Raw genomic sequence first — 15,580 nt, 5'->3', positions numbered from 1 at the left:
CAGAAAACGTGTTGCAGACGAGGGCTCGCTTCGCACGGATGCCTGCGAACGCCTTCAGGATTGCTAAATTTTGTTGCGGGATTCTGTTGCCGGACTTCGTTGCCAAATGGCAAAAATCTGGACGAAAAAATAGGGCGATTCAACGCCCTTGCAAACGAAGCCGGCGCAAGCGCGCCGGCCGTTCGACATGCATTACCAGATCTGATACCAGGGCTTGTCCGTGCCCGGACGACGCTTGCCGGTGACATACGGGCTGTCTGGGAACGTCGCGGCGAGCACGCGCTTGGTGTCGTCGGCGAGTTGCGGCTGATCGAGCCTCTGATACGACAACATCATGATGTGCAGCGCGTCTTCGGTCGCCGGGGCGTTCTTGTATTCGCGAATGGCGAGTTGCGCCCGGTTGATGGCGGCCACATACGCGCCACGGCGGAAATAGTAATCGGCGGCATGAACTTCATGCGAAGCCAGCGCGTTCACGATATAGCGCATGCGCTGGGCGGCGTCCGGCGCGTACTTGCTTTGCGGATACTTGTCGACGACCACCTTGAACGCGTCATACGACTCGCGCAGCGACTTCGGATCGCGCTCGCTCATGTCCTGGCCGGAAAAGCGGCCGAAGAGACCGAGGTCGTCGTTGAAGTGGATCATGCCCTTCAGATAATACGCATACGCGATATCCGGATGATCCGGATGCAGGCGGATGAAACGGTCGATGGCCTGATCCGCCGAGGCGGTTTCGCCGTCCTTCCAGTTGCAGTACGCGACGTTGATCTGCGCCTGCTGCGCGAAGTGGCCGAACGGGTCGCGGCCTTCGAGCGCCTCGAAATACTTGGCGCACTTGCCCCAGTCGCTGCCGGATAGCGCGTCCTGGGCCTCCGTATATAATTTGTTGTTATTCCACGTTGCCGTTTCGTCGGTTTTCTCGGGCAGGCCGTGGCAGGCCGTGACGATGGCGACGCTCGCGGCCAGCGCCAGATACTTGATCGATCGCTGCATCGCGTGATGAATGGTGTTGAAGGCTCGCATCAGTGCTTGCATTTCCTGGGCTGATTTCTGGCTTGCTTCTTAACTGATTCCAACTGTGTGCGGCAGTGCTTCCGGTGCAGTCTTTTGCGCGCGGCGCGCTGCTCGGTCGATCGCCTCGTTTCGCCCCGTTTCGTCATTCGCAACGGTCGCGCGTGATGACTCGTCAGGCTGTCGGCTTCCTGTCGGCTTCGATAGAGACCGCGGTCTGCTTCCCGTCAATCTCTCGTTCACATGACTCGCTCAAGTACTCGTCGTACCAAAGACCAACTCAAAGATTATAGCCCATGCGCCAACGGCGACGACTCGGCTTTCCCCGAATCGGAAGCCGGCGCGGGCCCGCAACAAGGCGCCGACGGGCCTCGCACGGCGCGCGTGCCCGACGAACTCGCGGGCGACCGGCTCGATAAGGTGCTTGCCAAGGTTTTCCCAGAGTTTTCGCGCAGCCGTCTGCAAAGCTGGATCGAAGAGGGCCGCGTGCTGGTCGACGGCGCGAGCGCGAAAGTGCGCCAGCCGGTGCCGCTCGGCGCGACCATTTCGCTCGTCCCGGACCTGTTGCCTGAGCAACTCGCCTTCACGCCCGAGCCGGTGCCGCTCGACATCGTGTACGAAGACGACGCGCTCGTCGTCATCAACAAGCCCGCGGGAATGGTCGTGCATCCCGCGGCCGGCAACTGGAGCGGCACGCTGCTGAACGGCCTGCTGCATCGTTACGGCAGTGCCGCGGCCGGCTTGCCGCGCGCGGGCATCGTGCATCGGCTCGACAAGGAGACGTCCGGGCTGATGGTCGTGGCGCGCACGCTCGAAGCGCAAACGGACCTCGTGCGCCAGTTGCAGGCGCGCACGGTGAAGCGCCGCTATGTCGCTTTCGTGTGGGGCACCATGCCGGAGGACGGCACCATCGACGCGCCCATCGGCCGCGATCCGCGCGAACGCACGCGCATGGCGGTCGTGCAGAGCGCGGCAGGCAAGCCCGCGCGCACGCACTTTCGCACCATCGACCGGGCGAGGTGGCAAGGCCAGCCGGTGAGCGCCATTCATTGCGATCTCGAAACGGGCCGCACGCACCAGATTCGCGTGCATTGCGCGCACGTCGGACATCCGCTTCTGGGCGATCCGGTCTACGGGCGCGCGCGCGGCAAGCGTTCGGTGACGCCGCTGCCGGACGGCTTCGCGCGGCAGGCGCTGCATGCATGGCGGCTCGGCCTGATCCATCCGGTGACGGGCAAGGCCGTGTACTGGCGCGCCGACGTGCCCGAGGATATGACCGCGCTCGCCGCCGCACTCGGATTCGGACGCGAAGACGAAGCGGAATTCGACGACGAAGACGAAGACGAGGAGTTCGTGCAGGTCTACGAGGCGGACGAAGACTGGGAGGAAGACAAGCAAGACGAAGACGACGATTACGAGGACGACGAAGCATGACCGATTCGCACGCGGCTCAGCCACACGCATTGGACCCGAAACACTGCCTCTGGCCGCAATGGCGCGTGGCGCCGCGCGTCCACGCCTTCGTGACGACGCGCGCGGGCGGCGTGAGCGAGGCGCCGTATGACGGCGGCGCGCCGCAAGCGGGCGGTTTGAACCTCGGTCTTTCGACCGGGGATGCGCCCGCCGCCGTGCAGGAGAACCGCCGCCGCGCGCTCGCGCTGACCGGCGCGCGCGACGCCGCGTGGCTCGAACAGATCCACGGCACGCAAGTGGAAGACGCTCACGCCGTCATCGAGGCACGCGCGTCAGGGCCGACGCGCGCCGACGCGAGCGTGACGGATCGCGCGGGCATCGTCTGCGTCGTGATGACGGCGGACTGCCTGCCCGTGCTTTTCTGCGATGACGAAGGCCGCGCGGTTGGCGCGGCGCATGCGGGCTGGCGCGGGCTCGCGGGCGGTATCGTCGAGAAGACGGGCGAGCGCGTGGCGGCGCTCGCGGGCGCGCCAGCATCGGCACTTAACGCTTACCTCGGACCGGCCATCGGACCGAATGCGTTCGAAGTCGGCGAAGACGTGCTCGACGCGTTCGTCGCCGCGAGTCGGGCGCAAAGCCGGGATGCGACCGCCGCCGCGTTCAAGGCGGCCGACACGCCCGGCAAATACTTCGCGGATATTTACGCGCTCGCGCGGTTGCGGCTGGCCGAGATCGGTATCGACGCGGCGCGCATTCACGGTGGCACGCATTGCACCGTGACCGAAGCAACGCGCTTCTATTCCTACCGGCGCGACCGCGTGACGGGCCGCATGGCCGCGATGATCTGGCTCGCCGATTGATCGGAAAAGCCGCATCACCGAACGCCCGAAACCGCGCGGCAAAGAGGCATTTCTTTCATGGGGGAAAACGATAATTATAAAAACATCGCACTGCGGCAAAATCGGGACGAAGCATTGACATGCTTGACGCCCAAGCGCAAGAATGTTCCCAGAATTGTGTTCAATCGGGCACGGCGTAGCGAGGGCGGACTCCCGCCCGGCGCGCAAAGGCGCACCCATACTTTCGCGCGCTGGCCGAGACGGCCCGGCAATGCCTGCATCAGCAATCAGTCTTTCGAGACTCAGAGGTCAAAGGCGGGTATGGCTTCCAAAACATCCTCATCATCTTCCCGCTCCCGTACCGCCGCCGAAGACAGCACCGCGGCGCAGCCAGCAGCCGACAACACGGCAGGCGTACAGCAGGCGTTCGAGCAATGGCTGAATGCGTGGCGCGCGGTCGCCGATCCGGCGCAGTGGGCGAAATTCACTCAACAGACGAATCCGGCGAATCCGCCGGCTGACGGCGCGTCCGCGAACGGCGGCGCTTCGCCTTCTTCCGCGTTCGGCGGCTTCCCGTTCCAAGGTTTCGGCGGACTTCCCGGTGCGCTTCCCGGTGGATTCCCGACCGCTTTTCCGACCGCTTTTCCCACCATCGCGAGCATGCCGCAGATGCCGGACCTCGCGAAGATGAACGGTCTCGCCGAATTCGCGAAGCTCGCGAGCAGCATGCCGGGCTTCGGCGCGGCGATGCAGGGCCTGCCGACGTTGCCGAAGATTCCGACGGCGGCCATCGCGCCCGAGCGCTTGCATCAACTGCAAAGCGACTACACGCGCGACGTCGGCGAACTGATGAAACAGGCGAGCGGACAGAGCATCGATCCGGCCGCGCTCAAGGATCGGCGTTTCAAGGACACCGCGTGGCAATCGACGCCCGCATTCGCATTCACGGCCGCATGGTATCTGCTGAACGCGCGCTATCTTCAGGAACTCGCCGACGCCGTGCAGAGCGACCCGAAGACGCGCGAGCGCATTCGCTTCGCCGTGCAGCAGTGGGCCGCCGCGGCCGCGCCGAGCAACTATCTCGCGCTGAATCCCGAGGCGCAGAAGGCGCTCATCGAAAGCAAGGGCGAAAGTCTGCGCCAGGGCATGCTGAACCTGCTCAACGACATGCAGCGCGGCAAGATCTCGCAGTCGGACGAATCGGTGTTCGCCATCGGCAAAAACGTCGCGACGACCGAAGGCGCGGTCGTGTACGAGAACGAGCTCATGCAGCTCATTCAGTACAAGCCGCTCGCGCCGAAGGTGTATGCGCGGCCGCTCTTGATCGTGCCGCCGTGCATCAACAAGTTCTACATCCTCGATCTTTCGCCGGAAGGCTCGCTGGTGCGTCATGCGCTCGAATCCGGCCAGCAGGTGTACATGATCTCGTGGCGCAATGCGGACCAGTCCATTGCTCACAAGACATGGGACGATTATGTCGGCGAAGGCGTGATGCAGGCGATGAGCGTCGTCTCCGACATCTCCGGCGCGGACAAGATCAATACGCTCGGCTTCTGCATCGGCGGGACGCTGCTCGCAACCGCGCTCGCCGTCGAGAAGGCGCGCGGCAACGAGCCGGCCGCGTCGATGACCTTGCTCACCTCGATGCTCGACTTCTCCGACACGGGCGTGCTCGACGTCTTCGTCGACGAGGCGCACGTGGCGATGCGCGAGCAGACCATCGGCGGCAAGAACGGCGCGCCGCCGGGACTCATGCGCGGCATCGAGTTCGCCAACACGTTCTCGTATCTGCGCCCGAACGATCTGGTGTGGAACTACGTCGTCGATAACTACTTGAAGGGCCGCACGCCGCAAGCGTTCGATCTGCTCTTCTGGAACAGCGATTCGACGAATCTGCCCGGTCCCATGTGCGTCTGGTATCTGCGCAACACGTATCTGGAGAACAAGCTGCGCGAGCCGGGCGCGGTGACGGTGCTGGGCGTGCCCATCGACTTGTCGACCATCACGACGCCGACATTCATCTACGGTTCGCGCGAAGACCATATCGTGCCGTGGAAATCGGCGTATGCTTCGGCGCCGCTGCTCTCCGGGCCGCAGACCTTCGTGCTCGGCGCTTCGGGGCATATCGCGGGCGTGATCAATCCGCCGTCGAAGAACAAGCGCAGTTTCTGGATGCTGGACAGCGCGGGCGAGCGCCTGCCGGAAACCGCCGACGCCTGGTTCGAGGCCGCGAGCGAGCATCCCGGCAGCTGGTGGCCGACGTGGACGCAGTGGCTCGCCAAGCAGTCCGGCGAGCAGCAGAAGGCGAGCGCAGGGCTCGGCTCGAAGGATTATCCTGTGATCGAGGCGGCTCCGGGCCGTTACGTCCTCAAGCGCGACAGTTGACCGACGCGAACGGATCGGCCGCAGCCACACCGCTCTAACATTCGATGCCAAAGGAAACGGAAATGACTGACGTAGTGATCGTATCGGCCGCGCGCACCGCGGTCGGCAAATTCGGCGGCTCGCTTGCGAAGATCGCAGCGCCGGAACTGGGCGCGACGGTGATTCGCGCGGTGCTCGAACGCGCGGGTCTGAAGCCCGAGCAAATCAGCGAAGTCATTCTGGGTCAGGTGCTGACCGCGGGCTCGGGCCAGAACCCGGCGCGCCAGTCGGTCATCAAGGCCGGCTTGCCGGAGATGGTCCCCGGAATGACGATCAACAAGGTCTGCGGCTCGGGCCTCAAGGCAGTGATGCTCGCGGCCAACGCGATCATCGCGGGCGATTCCGAGATCATCGTCGCGGGCGGCCAGGAGAACATGAGCGCCGCGCCGCACGTGCTGCCCGGCTCGCGCGACGGCTTCCGCATGGGCGATGCGAAGCTCATCGACTCGATGATCGTCGATGGCCTCTGGGACGTCTATAACAACTACCACATGGGCACCACCGCAGAAAACGTCGCGAAGGAATACGGCATCACGCGCGAAGCGCAGGACGCGTTCGCGGCGCTTTCGCAGAACAAGGCGGAAGCCGCGCAGAAGGCCGGCCGCTTCAACGACGAAATCGTGCCGGTGTCGATTCCGCAGCGCAAAGGCGAGCCGATCCAGTTCGCCACGGACGAATTCGTGCGCCACGGCGTCACCGCCGAAGCGCTCGCGGGACTGAAGCCCGCGTTCTCGAAAGAAGGCACGGTGACGGCGGCGAACGCATCGGGCATCAATGACGGCGCGGCGGCTGTGGTCGTGATGTCGGCGAAGAAGGCCGAAGCGCTGGGGCTCACGCCGCTCGCGCGCATCAAGGCGTACGCGAGCGCGGGCGTCGATCCGAAGATCATGGGCATGGGTCCGGTGCCGGCATCGAAGCGCTGTCTGGAACGCGCGGGCTGGAGCATCGACGATCTCGACCTGATGGAGATCAACGAAGCGTTCGCCGCGCAGGCGCTGGCGGTGCACAAGCAGATGGGCTGGGATCAGGAAAAGATCAACGTGAACGGCGGAGCGATTGCAATCGGGCATCCGATTGGCGCATCGGGCTGCCGCATTCTGGTCACGCTGCTGCACGAAATGCAAAAGCGCGACGCGAAGAAGGGCCTGGCGTCGCTGTGCATCGGCGGCGGCATGGGCGTCGCGCTGGCGGTCGAGCGGCTGTAACACGGCAAGCGGCTGCAAGCCGCGTCGTAACAAAGCAAGGGACAAGCGGGCGGCGCCTTCGGGCGCGCACCGCATAACGAAAAGGGAGTCGAGCATGACGAAGCGCGTAGCGTATGTAACGGGCGGGATGGGCGGCATCGGCACCAGCATTTGCCAGCGGCTCCACAAGGACGGCTTCACGGTCGTGGCAGGCTGCGGGCCGAACTCGCCGCGCCGGGTGAAATGGCTCGAAGACCAGAAGGCGCTCGGCTTCGACTTCATCGCCTCCGAAGGCAACGTCAGCGACTGGGAATCGACCAAGAACGCGTTCGACAAGGTGAAGGCCGAAGTCGGCGAGGTCGATGTGCTCGTGAACAACGCGGGTATCACGCGCGATGTCGTGTTCCGCAAGATGACGCACGAGGACTGGACCGCGGTCATCGACACCAATCTGACGAGCCTCTTCAACGTCACGAAGCAGGTGATCGACGGCATGGTCGAGCGCGGATGGGGCCGGGTCATCAACATTTCGTCGGTGAACGGGCAGAAAGGCCAGTTCGGCCAGACGAACTATTCGACGGCCAAGGCCGGCATTCACGGCTTCACGATGGCGCTCGCGCAGGAAGTGGCGACCAAGGGCGTGACGGTCAACACGGTCTCGCCGGGCTATATCGGCACGGACATGGTGAAGTCCATTCGCCCGGAAGTGCTGGAGAAGATCGTCGCGACCATTCCGGTGCGGCGTCTCGGCACGCCGGACGAGATCGGCTCGATCGTCGCGTGGCTCGCGTCGGAGGAATCGGGTTTCTCCACCGGAGCGGATTTCTCGCTCAACGGTGGCTTGCACATGGGCTGACGGGCCGCGATCGCCGGCGGGGCGCATGGGGCGCCCGCGCCGGCGAATGCCGCCTGCCGGATACATCAACGATGCGGCGAACCCGCAGCAACGCTTTTTTGCGACAACGCAAGACATGCTTGCTGCCATCGCAGTAAAGTCTCGCGTTTTGAAGGCGTTCAATGACCACCACGACTACTACAAAGAAATCCGCCGAACGACTCATCAAAAAATATCCGAACCGGCGGCTCTATGACACGGAGACGAGCACCTACATCACGTTGTCCGACGTGAAGCAGCTCGTGCTCGATCAGGAAGACTTCAAGGTGCTCGACGCCAAGTCCAACGACGACCTGACGCGCAGCATCCTTTTGCAGATCATTCTGGAAGAAGAGAGCGGCGGCTTGCCGATGTTCTCCTCGGTGATGCTCTCGCAGATCATCCGCTTCTACGGCCACGCCATGCAGGGCATGATGGGCACGTATCTGGAGAAGAACATTCAGGCGTTCATCGACATCCAGCAGAAGCTCTCGGAGCAAAGCAAGGGCATCTACGACGGCAACGCGCTCAATCCGGAAGTCTGGTCGCAGTTCATGAACATGCAGGCCCCGATGATGCAGGGCATGATGACGAGCTACATCGAGCAGTCGAAGAACATGTTCGTGCAGATGCAGGAGCAGATGCAGAATCAGGCGAAGACGATGTTCAACACGTTCCCGTTCCCGACGCCGACTGCGCCGTCAGGGGACAAGAAGTAGGCAAGCCGGGCGTCCTCGCTTCGGGCGAGCCGGCCCGGAAGGGCTTTCACGGATGCTCCGGGGTAAAATACGGGATTGGCCTCGTGCGTCCGGCGACGCCCCTCATCCGACCGTTTCCCCGTGAAAAATTCCCCAGATTCAATCGTCAAGACCCACTCCGCGCCGAAGATCGGCATGGTCAGCCTCGGCTGCCCGAAAGCCCTCGTCGATTCGGAGCAGATCATCACCCAGTTGCGCGCCGAGGGTTATCAAATCTCCGGCAGCTATGACGGCGCCGACCTCGTCGTCGTCAATACGTGCGGCTTCATCGACGAAGCGGTGCAGGAAAGCCTCGACGCCATCGGCGAGGCGCTCAACGAAAACGGCAAGGTCATCGTGACCGGCTGCCTCGGCGCGAAAAAGAGCGCGAGCGGCAGCGGGCTCATCGAAGAAGTGCATCCGAAGGTGCTGGCCGTGACCGGCCCGCACGCGACCAACGAAGTGATGAACGCGGTGCACGCGCACTTGCCGAAGCCGCACGATCCGTTCGTCGATCTCGTGCCGCCCGCCGGCATCAAGCTCACGCCGCGCCATTACGCGTATCTCAAGATTTCCGAAGGCTGCAACCATCGCTGCACGTTCTGCATCATTCCGTCGATGCGCGGCGATCTCGTATCGCGCCCCGTCGCCGAAGTGATGCTCGAAGCCGAGAATCTCTTCAAGTCGGGCGTGAAGGAACTGCTCGTCATCTCGCAGGACACGAGCGCGTACGGCGTCGACGTAAAGTACCGCACCGGCTTCTGGAACGGCAAGCCGCTCAAGACGCGCATGACCGAACTCGTCGGCGCGCTGGGCGAACTCGCCGCGCAATACGGCGCGTGGGTGCGCCTGCATTATGTCTATCCGTATCCGAGCGTCGATGAAGTCATCCCGATGATGGCGGAAGGGCCGCTCAAGGGCCACGTGCTGCCGTATCTCGACGTTCCGTTCCAGCACGCGCATCCCGAAGTGCTCAAGCGCATGAAGCGCCCGGCCAACGCCGAAAAGGTGCTGGAGCGCGTGAAGGCATGGCGCGCGATGTGCCCCGATCTGACGATTCGCAGCACGTTCATCGCAGGTTTTCCGGGCGAGACGGAAGAGCAGTTCCAGACGCTGCTCGACTTCATCGAGGAAGCGGATCTGGATCGCGTTGGCTGCTTCGCGTATTCGCCGGTCGAAGGCGCCACCGCAAATGAGCTCGACGGCGCGCTGCCCGACGACGTGCGCGAGGAACGCCGCGCGCGCTTCATGGAACTGGCCGAGGAACTGTCGGCGAAGCGCATGAAGAAGAAGGTCGGCAAGACGCTGAAGGTGCTTGTCGATGAAATCAGCGCGGAAGGCGGCATCGGGCGCACGGCGGCGGATGCGCCGGAAATCGACGGCGTCGTGTATATCGCGCCGCCGACGAAGGCGTCGAAGCGCTACAAGGCAGGCGACTTCGTCTCGGTGAAGATCACGGGCGCGGACGGGCACGATCTCTGGGGCGAGGTCTGATCGATGACCCCGAAGACGCCCCACGCGCCGCACATCCTCGCGCTCGGCGAGGCGATGATCGAGTTCAATCAGGCGAGACGCGACGAGCCGACGTATCTGCAAGGTTTCGGCGGCGACGTATCGAACTTTCTGATCGCGGCGGCGCGGCAGGGCGCGGCGACGGGCTTCGTTTCGGCCGTCGGCAACGATGGTTTCGGGCAACTGCTGCTCGATCTGTGGCGCGCGGAAAACGTCGATACGTCCGCCGTTCGCGTCGATCCGGACGCGCCAACGGGCGTCTATTTCGTGTCGCACGGCGCGAGCGGGCATCGCTTCGACTATCTGCGCGCGGGGTCGGCGGCGAGCCGCTATGCGCCGTCGCATTTGCCGCTCGACATGATCGCGGCGGCAAAAGTCGTGCATCTGTCGGGCATTAGTCTCGCCATCGGTGTGAGCGCGTGCGATGCCGCGTTCGCGGCCATCGACCATGCGCGCAGCAACGGCGTGCGGGTCAGCTTCGACACGAACCTGCGCCTGAAGCTCTGGCCGCTCGCGCGCGCCCGCGCGGTGATGCTCGAAGCGATCCGCCAGAGCGATATCTGCCTGCCGAGCTGGGACGACGTCACCGTGCTCACGGGCCACGAAGACAAAGACGCGATCGTCGACACGCTGCTCGCGCTCGGTCCGACCATCGTCGCGATGAAGCTCGGCCCGGAAGGCGCGTATATCGCGACGCCCGACGAGCGGCGCGTGGTGCCGGGCCGCGTCGTGAATGCGGTCGATGCGACCGGCGCGGGCGATTGCTTCGGCGGCGCGTTCATCGCGCGGCTCGTCGCGGGCGACGATCCTTTCGCGGCCGCGCACTACGCGAACGCGGCGGCGGCCTTGTCGACGCAAGGCTTCGGCGCGGTCGCGCCGATTCCGGACCGGGCGGCCGTCGAACGCGCGCTGGCGTGAGCTTTCGAAACATCACTCGATAGGAAAAGGAGACGACATGGAACGCGAAGTGGTTGTGGCAAGCGGCGTACGGACGGCAATCGGCGACTTCGGCGGCGCGCTGAAGGATTTCGCGCCGACCGATCTCGGCGCGCGCGTGGTGCGCGAGGCGCTGTCGCGCGCGAGCGTCGCGGGCGAGGAAGTCGGACACGTCGTGTTCGGCAACGTGATCCAGACCGAGCCGCGCGACATGTATCTCGCGCGCGTCGCCGCGCTCGACGGAGGGGTGTCGCAGCACGCGCCCGCGCTCACCGTGAACCGGCTGTGCGGCTCGGGCTTGCAGGCAATCGTGTCGGCCGCGCAGTCCATCCTGCTCGGCGATGCGGACATCGCCATCGGCGGCGGCGCGGAAAGCATGAGCCGCGCGCCGTACGTGATGCCCGCCGCGCGCTTCGGCCAGCGCATGGGCGATGCGCGCGTCGTCGACATGATGCTCGGCGCGCTCAACGACCCGTTCCACAAAATTCACATGGGCGTGACGGCGGAGAACGTCGCGAACAAGTACGGCATCACGCGCGAGGCGCAGGACGCGCTCGCGCTGGAATCGCACCGTCGCGCGGCCAACGCCATCGAATCCGGCTACTTCAAGGAGCAGATTCTGCCGATCACGCTGGCATCGAAGAAGGGCGATACCGTGTTCGACCGCGACGAGCACGTGCGCATGAACGCGACGGCGGAAGACTTCGCGAAGCTGAAGCCGGTGTTCGCGAAGGAGAACGGCACGGTGACGGCGGGCAACGCGTCGGGCATCAACGACGCGGCGGCAGCCGTCGTGCTGATGGAACGCGGCGTCGCGGAAAAGCGCGGCGCGCGGCCGCTCGGGCGGCTCGTCGCGTACGCGCACGCGGGCGTCGATCCGACCATCATGGGCATCGGCCCGGTGCCGGCCACGCGCAAGGTGCTGGAGCGCGCGGGGCTTTCCGTCGACGATCTCGACGTGATCGAAGCCAACGAAGCGTTCGCCGCGCAAGCGTGCGCGGTCACGCAGGAACTGCGGCTCGATCCCGCGAAGGTGAACCCGAACGGCTCGGGCATTTCGCTCGGGCATCCGATCGGCGCGACGGGCGCGCTCATCACGGTGAAGGCACTGTACGAACTCCAGCGCATCGGCGGGCGCTACGCGCTCGTGACCATGTGCATCGGCGGCGGGCAGGGGATCGCCGCGATCTTCGAGCGTATCTGACGTGGTATCGAAGGAAAGAAGGATGACAGAAGCAACGAAGCGGCCGGGCTTGCGGGCCGCGCTGACGATGACCGCCGCTGTGTTCGTCGCGCTCGCGCTCGCGGGCTGCAATTCGCCGATGCCGCCGGATGCATCGGCGTCGGCGTCCGCGAGCGCCCGGAGCGCGCCGAGCGGCGAATCATATGGCGCCGACAAGGCGATCCGGACGCTCGCGCTGCCGCCGCAAAAGCCGCTCGCGCCGAATCCGGAGTACGCGCGCTTCCCGCGCTACGTGGGCACGCTCGGCGGCAAGCAGATCGAGATGAAGCTCGGCGCCAAGACCGACGACGCGTCCGGCGTGCACGGCGAGTATCGCTTCGCCGGCAGCCCGACGGTGATTCTCGTGGCGGGCGACCGCGACGGCGAAACGCTCGAAATCGAGGAGTCGAACGACGGGACGCACATCACCGGCAACTGGGTCGGCAAGTTCGAGGCGGACGGAAGCGTCTCGGGCGAACGCATGGACCCGGACGATTCGAACGCGCAGCCTTTCGAAATGCGGCCTGCCGTCGCTGGCGTGACGCTGCCTCGCGCGCCGGTCAGCACCGGCGCCGCCGCTGCGCCCGCCGCGCCTTCGCTCGAACCCGCGCCGCCTGCGTTGCCTTCCTCGCCGCCGAACGCCGTGGGCGGCACGACGAACGTCATCATCGGCGAATAACGCCTTCTTTCATCCACGCTGACAGCCAGCCCATGACCGATTTCAGCAGCAAGGACCGAGACCTGCAAACGCGCATCGTCCAGCCGGACGACCGCATCACGCCCGGCTTCGAGTCGTTCTCCGTGCCGGTGGCGCGGGCCTCGACGGTCGTTTTTCCGGATCTCGCGACCATGCGCGCGCTGGTCTGGAGCGACGACTCGAAGTGGCGCTACGGCCTGCACGGCACGCCGACGACGATCGCGCTCGCGCAGCGCCTCGCCGCGATCGAGGGCGGCGAGCATGCGCTCTTGCAGCCGTCCGGCCTCGCGGCGATCTCCAACGTGTACTTTGGCCTCGTGAAAGCGGGCGATCACGTGCTCGTGCCGGACAACGCGTACTCGCCGAATCGCGAGCATGCGGACTGGCTCGCGAGCGACTTCGGGCTCGAAGTCAGCTACTACGATCCGATGATCGGAGCCGGCATCGCCGATTCGATCCGTCCCAACACGAAGCTCATCTGGCTCGAAGCGCCCGGCTCGGTCACGATGGAAGTGCAGGACGTGCCGGCCATCGCCGCGGTCGCGCGGGCACGCGGCATCGTGACGGCCATCGACAACACGTTCTCGGCGGGACTCGCGTTCAAGCCGTTCGATCACGGCGTCGATATCTCGGTGCAGGCGCTGACGAAGTATCAGTCGGGCGGCAGCGACATTCTGATGGGCGCAACCATCACGCGCGACGTCGAATTGCACAAGAAGCTCAAGCGCGCGCGCATGCGACTGGGCGTCGGTGTGTCGGCGGACGATGCATCGCTCGTCTTGCGCAGCCTGCCTTCGATGAAACTGCGTTATGAAGCGCACGACCGCTCCGCGCTCGCGCTCGCGCGGTGGCTTAAGACGCGCACAGAAGTGGCCGCGGTGTTGCATCCCGCGCTCGACGATTGCCCCGGCCACGAGTTTTTTGCACGCGACTTTTCGGGCGGCGCGGGCGGTCTGTTCTCGATCGTGTTGGATGCCCGATACAGCGCCGAACAGGTCGATGCGTTCGTCGAGGCGCTCGAACTGTTTTCGATCGGCTGGAGCTGGGGCGGCGCGCATAGCCTCGCGATGCCCTACAACGTGCGCTCGATGCGCACCGCGTCGCAATGGCCGCACGAAGGCGTGCTCGTGCGGCTCTACGTGGGACTCGAAGACGAAGCGGATTTGCGCGCGGACATCGAATCCGCGCTCGGCAAGGCGTTCGCGTAATTAGAACAGGCGAAGCAGGCCGTCCAGTCCGACGAAGTTGAACGCGACGCTCGCCGACTCGCGCACGACGGGCTTCGCGCGAAACGCCACGGACAGGCCGGCTTCGGCCATCATCTTCAGATCGTTGGAGCCGTCGCCCATTGCAATCGCCCGCTTCGGATCGATGCCGATCTTCGTGCACGTCTCAAGCAGCGTGCGCGCCTTAACATCGGCATTCACGATTTTACCGATGACCTTGCCGGTCAGCTTGCCATCGACGATTTCGAGCGTGTTCGCGCGCGTGTAGTCGAGTCCGAGGCGCGTCTTCAGGCGCTCGGTGAAGAACGTGAATCCGCCGGATACCAGCAGCGTCTTCAGTCCCGCCGCGCGCGCGCCTTCCAGCATGCGCTCCGCGCCCGGCGACAGTCGCAGGCGTTCTTCATAGACGCGTTCGAGCGCCGTGGCGTCGAGCCCCTGCAAAAGCGCGACGCGGCGCGTGAGGCTTTCATTGAAGTCCTTGATCTCGCCGCGCATCGACGCTTCCGTGATGGCGGCGACTTCGGCCTTCAGCCCGCAAAAGTCCGCGATCTCGTCGATGCATTCGATGGTGATCAGCGTCGAGTCCATGTCCATGGCGACGAGACCGAAATCGGAAAGCTGCGCTTGCGGCTCGATGTAGGCGTAGTCGAGCGCGTGCGTTCCGCAATAGGCATCGACGTCGGGACGTTGAAGCGGATCGGCATCGACGAGGCGCAAGAGCGTGTCGTCGATACGTGAAGCCGTGCGCGAGCGGGCGAGGGCGGCAAGCGGCCGCAAATGCGAATCGGCGATCGGGGCGGGGCTTTGAATGACGAGGTTCATCGGAGCGGTTCGTTGTCGAGCGATGGCGCGGGAAGCAGGTATTGTACGGGGCGGGTGTTGTTTCGACGCCGTGCGGTCATCCTCGGCATTTTGCATGCGGCATAGGGCGTGCGGCATGCGGCACGCAAAACGCGAACCTCGCTACCGCATGACCGCAGCCGGCTCGACTTGCCAATACGGCACCTCGCCGAACCGCTTCGCGAGATGTACGGGCGGGGCGCTACCTCACGCCGGGCGAGCAGCGTTGGCATCTTGCATGGGGCATAGGGCATGCTGCATGCAAATCGCGGAACTCCCTACCGCACGACCGCAGCCTACTCGACGTCTCAGTACGGCGGGTGACCGAACCGCCTCGCGAGCAGTATGCGAGGGGCGCTACGTCGACGCCGCGCGGGCATCCTTGGCATTTTGCATTCGGCATAGCGCGTGAGCCATGCAAAACGCAAGACTTGCTACCGCATCACCGCAGCCGGCTCGACTTGCCAATAAGGCGGCTCGCCGAGCCGCTTTGCGTGATGTACGGGCGGGGCGCTACCTCAACGCCGGGCGAGCCGCATTGGCATCTTGCATGCCGCATAGGGCACGCAGCATGCAAAACACAGAACTCCCTACCGCACGACCGCAGACTATTCGACGTCTCAATACGGCGGCTGGCCGAACCGCCTCGCGAGATGTACGCG

At 64.9% G+C, this 15,580-nt stretch carries 13 protein-coding genes; 11 read left to right on the top strand and 2 right to left on the bottom strand.

What is annotated here, in order from left to right; translation table 11 throughout:
- Positions 1-192: 192 nt before the first annotated feature.
- Positions 193-1,026, bottom strand: a complete 834-nt coding sequence (locus HWX53_RS09090) for an outer membrane protein assembly factor BamD (RefSeq protein WP_175940422.1) — start codon at positions 1,024-1,026, stop codon at positions 193-195.
- A 231-nt stretch (positions 1,027-1,257) separates the two neighbouring features.
- Here HWX53_RS09090 and HWX53_RS09085 point away from each other — a divergent pair, with 231 nt between their 5' ends.
- The 11 genes from HWX53_RS09085 to HWX53_RS09035 all read left to right on the top strand — a co-directional run bounded on the left by HWX53_RS09085 (position 1,258) and on the right by HWX53_RS09035 (position 14,060).
- Entirely contained in the window at positions 1,258-2,448 is a 1,191-nt protein-coding gene (locus tag HWX53_RS09085; RefSeq protein ID WP_175940421.1) for an RluA family pseudouridine synthase, read from the top strand.
- Positions 2,445-3,287: a peptidoglycan editing factor PgeF gene (pgeF, locus tag HWX53_RS09080; RefSeq protein WP_175940420.1), complete on the top strand. Its 843-nt coding sequence runs from the start codon at positions 2,445-2,447 to the stop codon at positions 3,285-3,287. Before HWX53_RS09085 ends, pgeF begins: the two co-directional genes overlap by 4 nt.
- Positions 3,288-3,587: 300 nt before the next feature.
- A complete protein-coding gene (phaC, locus tag HWX53_RS09075; RefSeq protein WP_175940419.1) occupies positions 3,588-5,651 on the top strand; it encodes a class I poly(R)-hydroxyalkanoic acid synthase in 2,064 nt (687 codons plus the stop codon).
- Between the two features lie 62 nt (positions 5,652-5,713).
- Complete coding sequence (locus tag HWX53_RS09070; RefSeq protein ID WP_175940418.1) at positions 5,714-6,895, top strand: acetyl-CoA C-acetyltransferase; 1,182 nt, start codon at positions 5,714-5,716, stop codon at positions 6,893-6,895.
- 94 nt (positions 6,896-6,989) lie between these two features.
- Positions 6,990-7,730: a 3-ketoacyl-ACP reductase gene (locus HWX53_RS09065; RefSeq protein ID WP_175940417.1), complete on the top strand. Its 741-nt coding sequence runs from the start codon at positions 6,990-6,992 to the stop codon at positions 7,728-7,730.
- Positions 7,731-7,891: 161 nt separating this feature from the next.
- Complete coding sequence (phaR, locus tag HWX53_RS09060; protein ID WP_175940416.1) at positions 7,892-8,467, top strand: polyhydroxyalkanoate synthesis repressor PhaR; 576 nt, start codon at positions 7,892-7,894, stop codon at positions 8,465-8,467.
- 174 nt (positions 8,468-8,641) lie between these two features.
- A complete protein-coding gene (rimO, locus tag HWX53_RS09055) occupies positions 8,642-9,979 on the top strand; it encodes a 30S ribosomal protein S12 methylthiotransferase RimO (protein ID WP_206468240.1) in 1,338 nt (445 codons plus the stop codon).
- A gap of 3 nt (positions 9,980-9,982) precedes the next feature.
- The gene (locus HWX53_RS09050) at positions 9,983-10,915 is read left to right on the top strand and encodes a sugar kinase (RefSeq protein ID WP_175940414.1); all 933 of its coding nucleotides are present in this window, start codon (positions 9,983-9,985) and stop codon (positions 10,913-10,915) included.
- 37 nt (positions 10,916-10,952) lie between these two features.
- Positions 10,953-12,137, top strand: coding sequence for a beta-ketothiolase BktB (bktB, locus tag HWX53_RS09045; RefSeq protein ID WP_175940413.1), 1,185 nt, complete (start codon positions 10,953-10,955; stop codon positions 12,135-12,137).
- Between the two features lie 67 nt (positions 12,138-12,204).
- The gene (locus HWX53_RS09040) at positions 12,205-12,834 is read left to right on the top strand and encodes a hypothetical protein (RefSeq protein WP_175940660.1); all 630 of its coding nucleotides are present in this window, start codon (positions 12,205-12,207) and stop codon (positions 12,832-12,834) included.
- A 32-nt stretch (positions 12,835-12,866) separates the two neighbouring features.
- The gene (locus tag HWX53_RS09035; protein ID WP_175940412.1) at positions 12,867-14,060 is read left to right on the top strand and encodes a cystathionine beta-lyase; all 1,194 of its coding nucleotides are present in this window, start codon (positions 12,867-12,869) and stop codon (positions 14,058-14,060) included.
- Here the strand turns inward: HWX53_RS09035 and serB are convergent, their stop codons facing one another.
- Positions 14,061-14,900: a phosphoserine phosphatase SerB gene (serB, locus tag HWX53_RS09030; protein WP_175940411.1), complete on the bottom strand. Its 840-nt coding sequence runs from the start codon at positions 14,898-14,900 to the stop codon at positions 14,061-14,063.
- Positions 14,901-15,580: the final 680 nt, after the last annotated feature.

Origin of the sequence: Caballeronia sp. BCC1704, assembly GCF_902833455.1 — a bacterium.
Lineage (GTDB): Bacteria > Pseudomonadota > Gammaproteobacteria > Burkholderiales > Burkholderiaceae > Caballeronia.
Note: the sequence above shows the minus strand (reverse complement) of the source record. Positions and strands in the feature narration are given on the sequence as shown.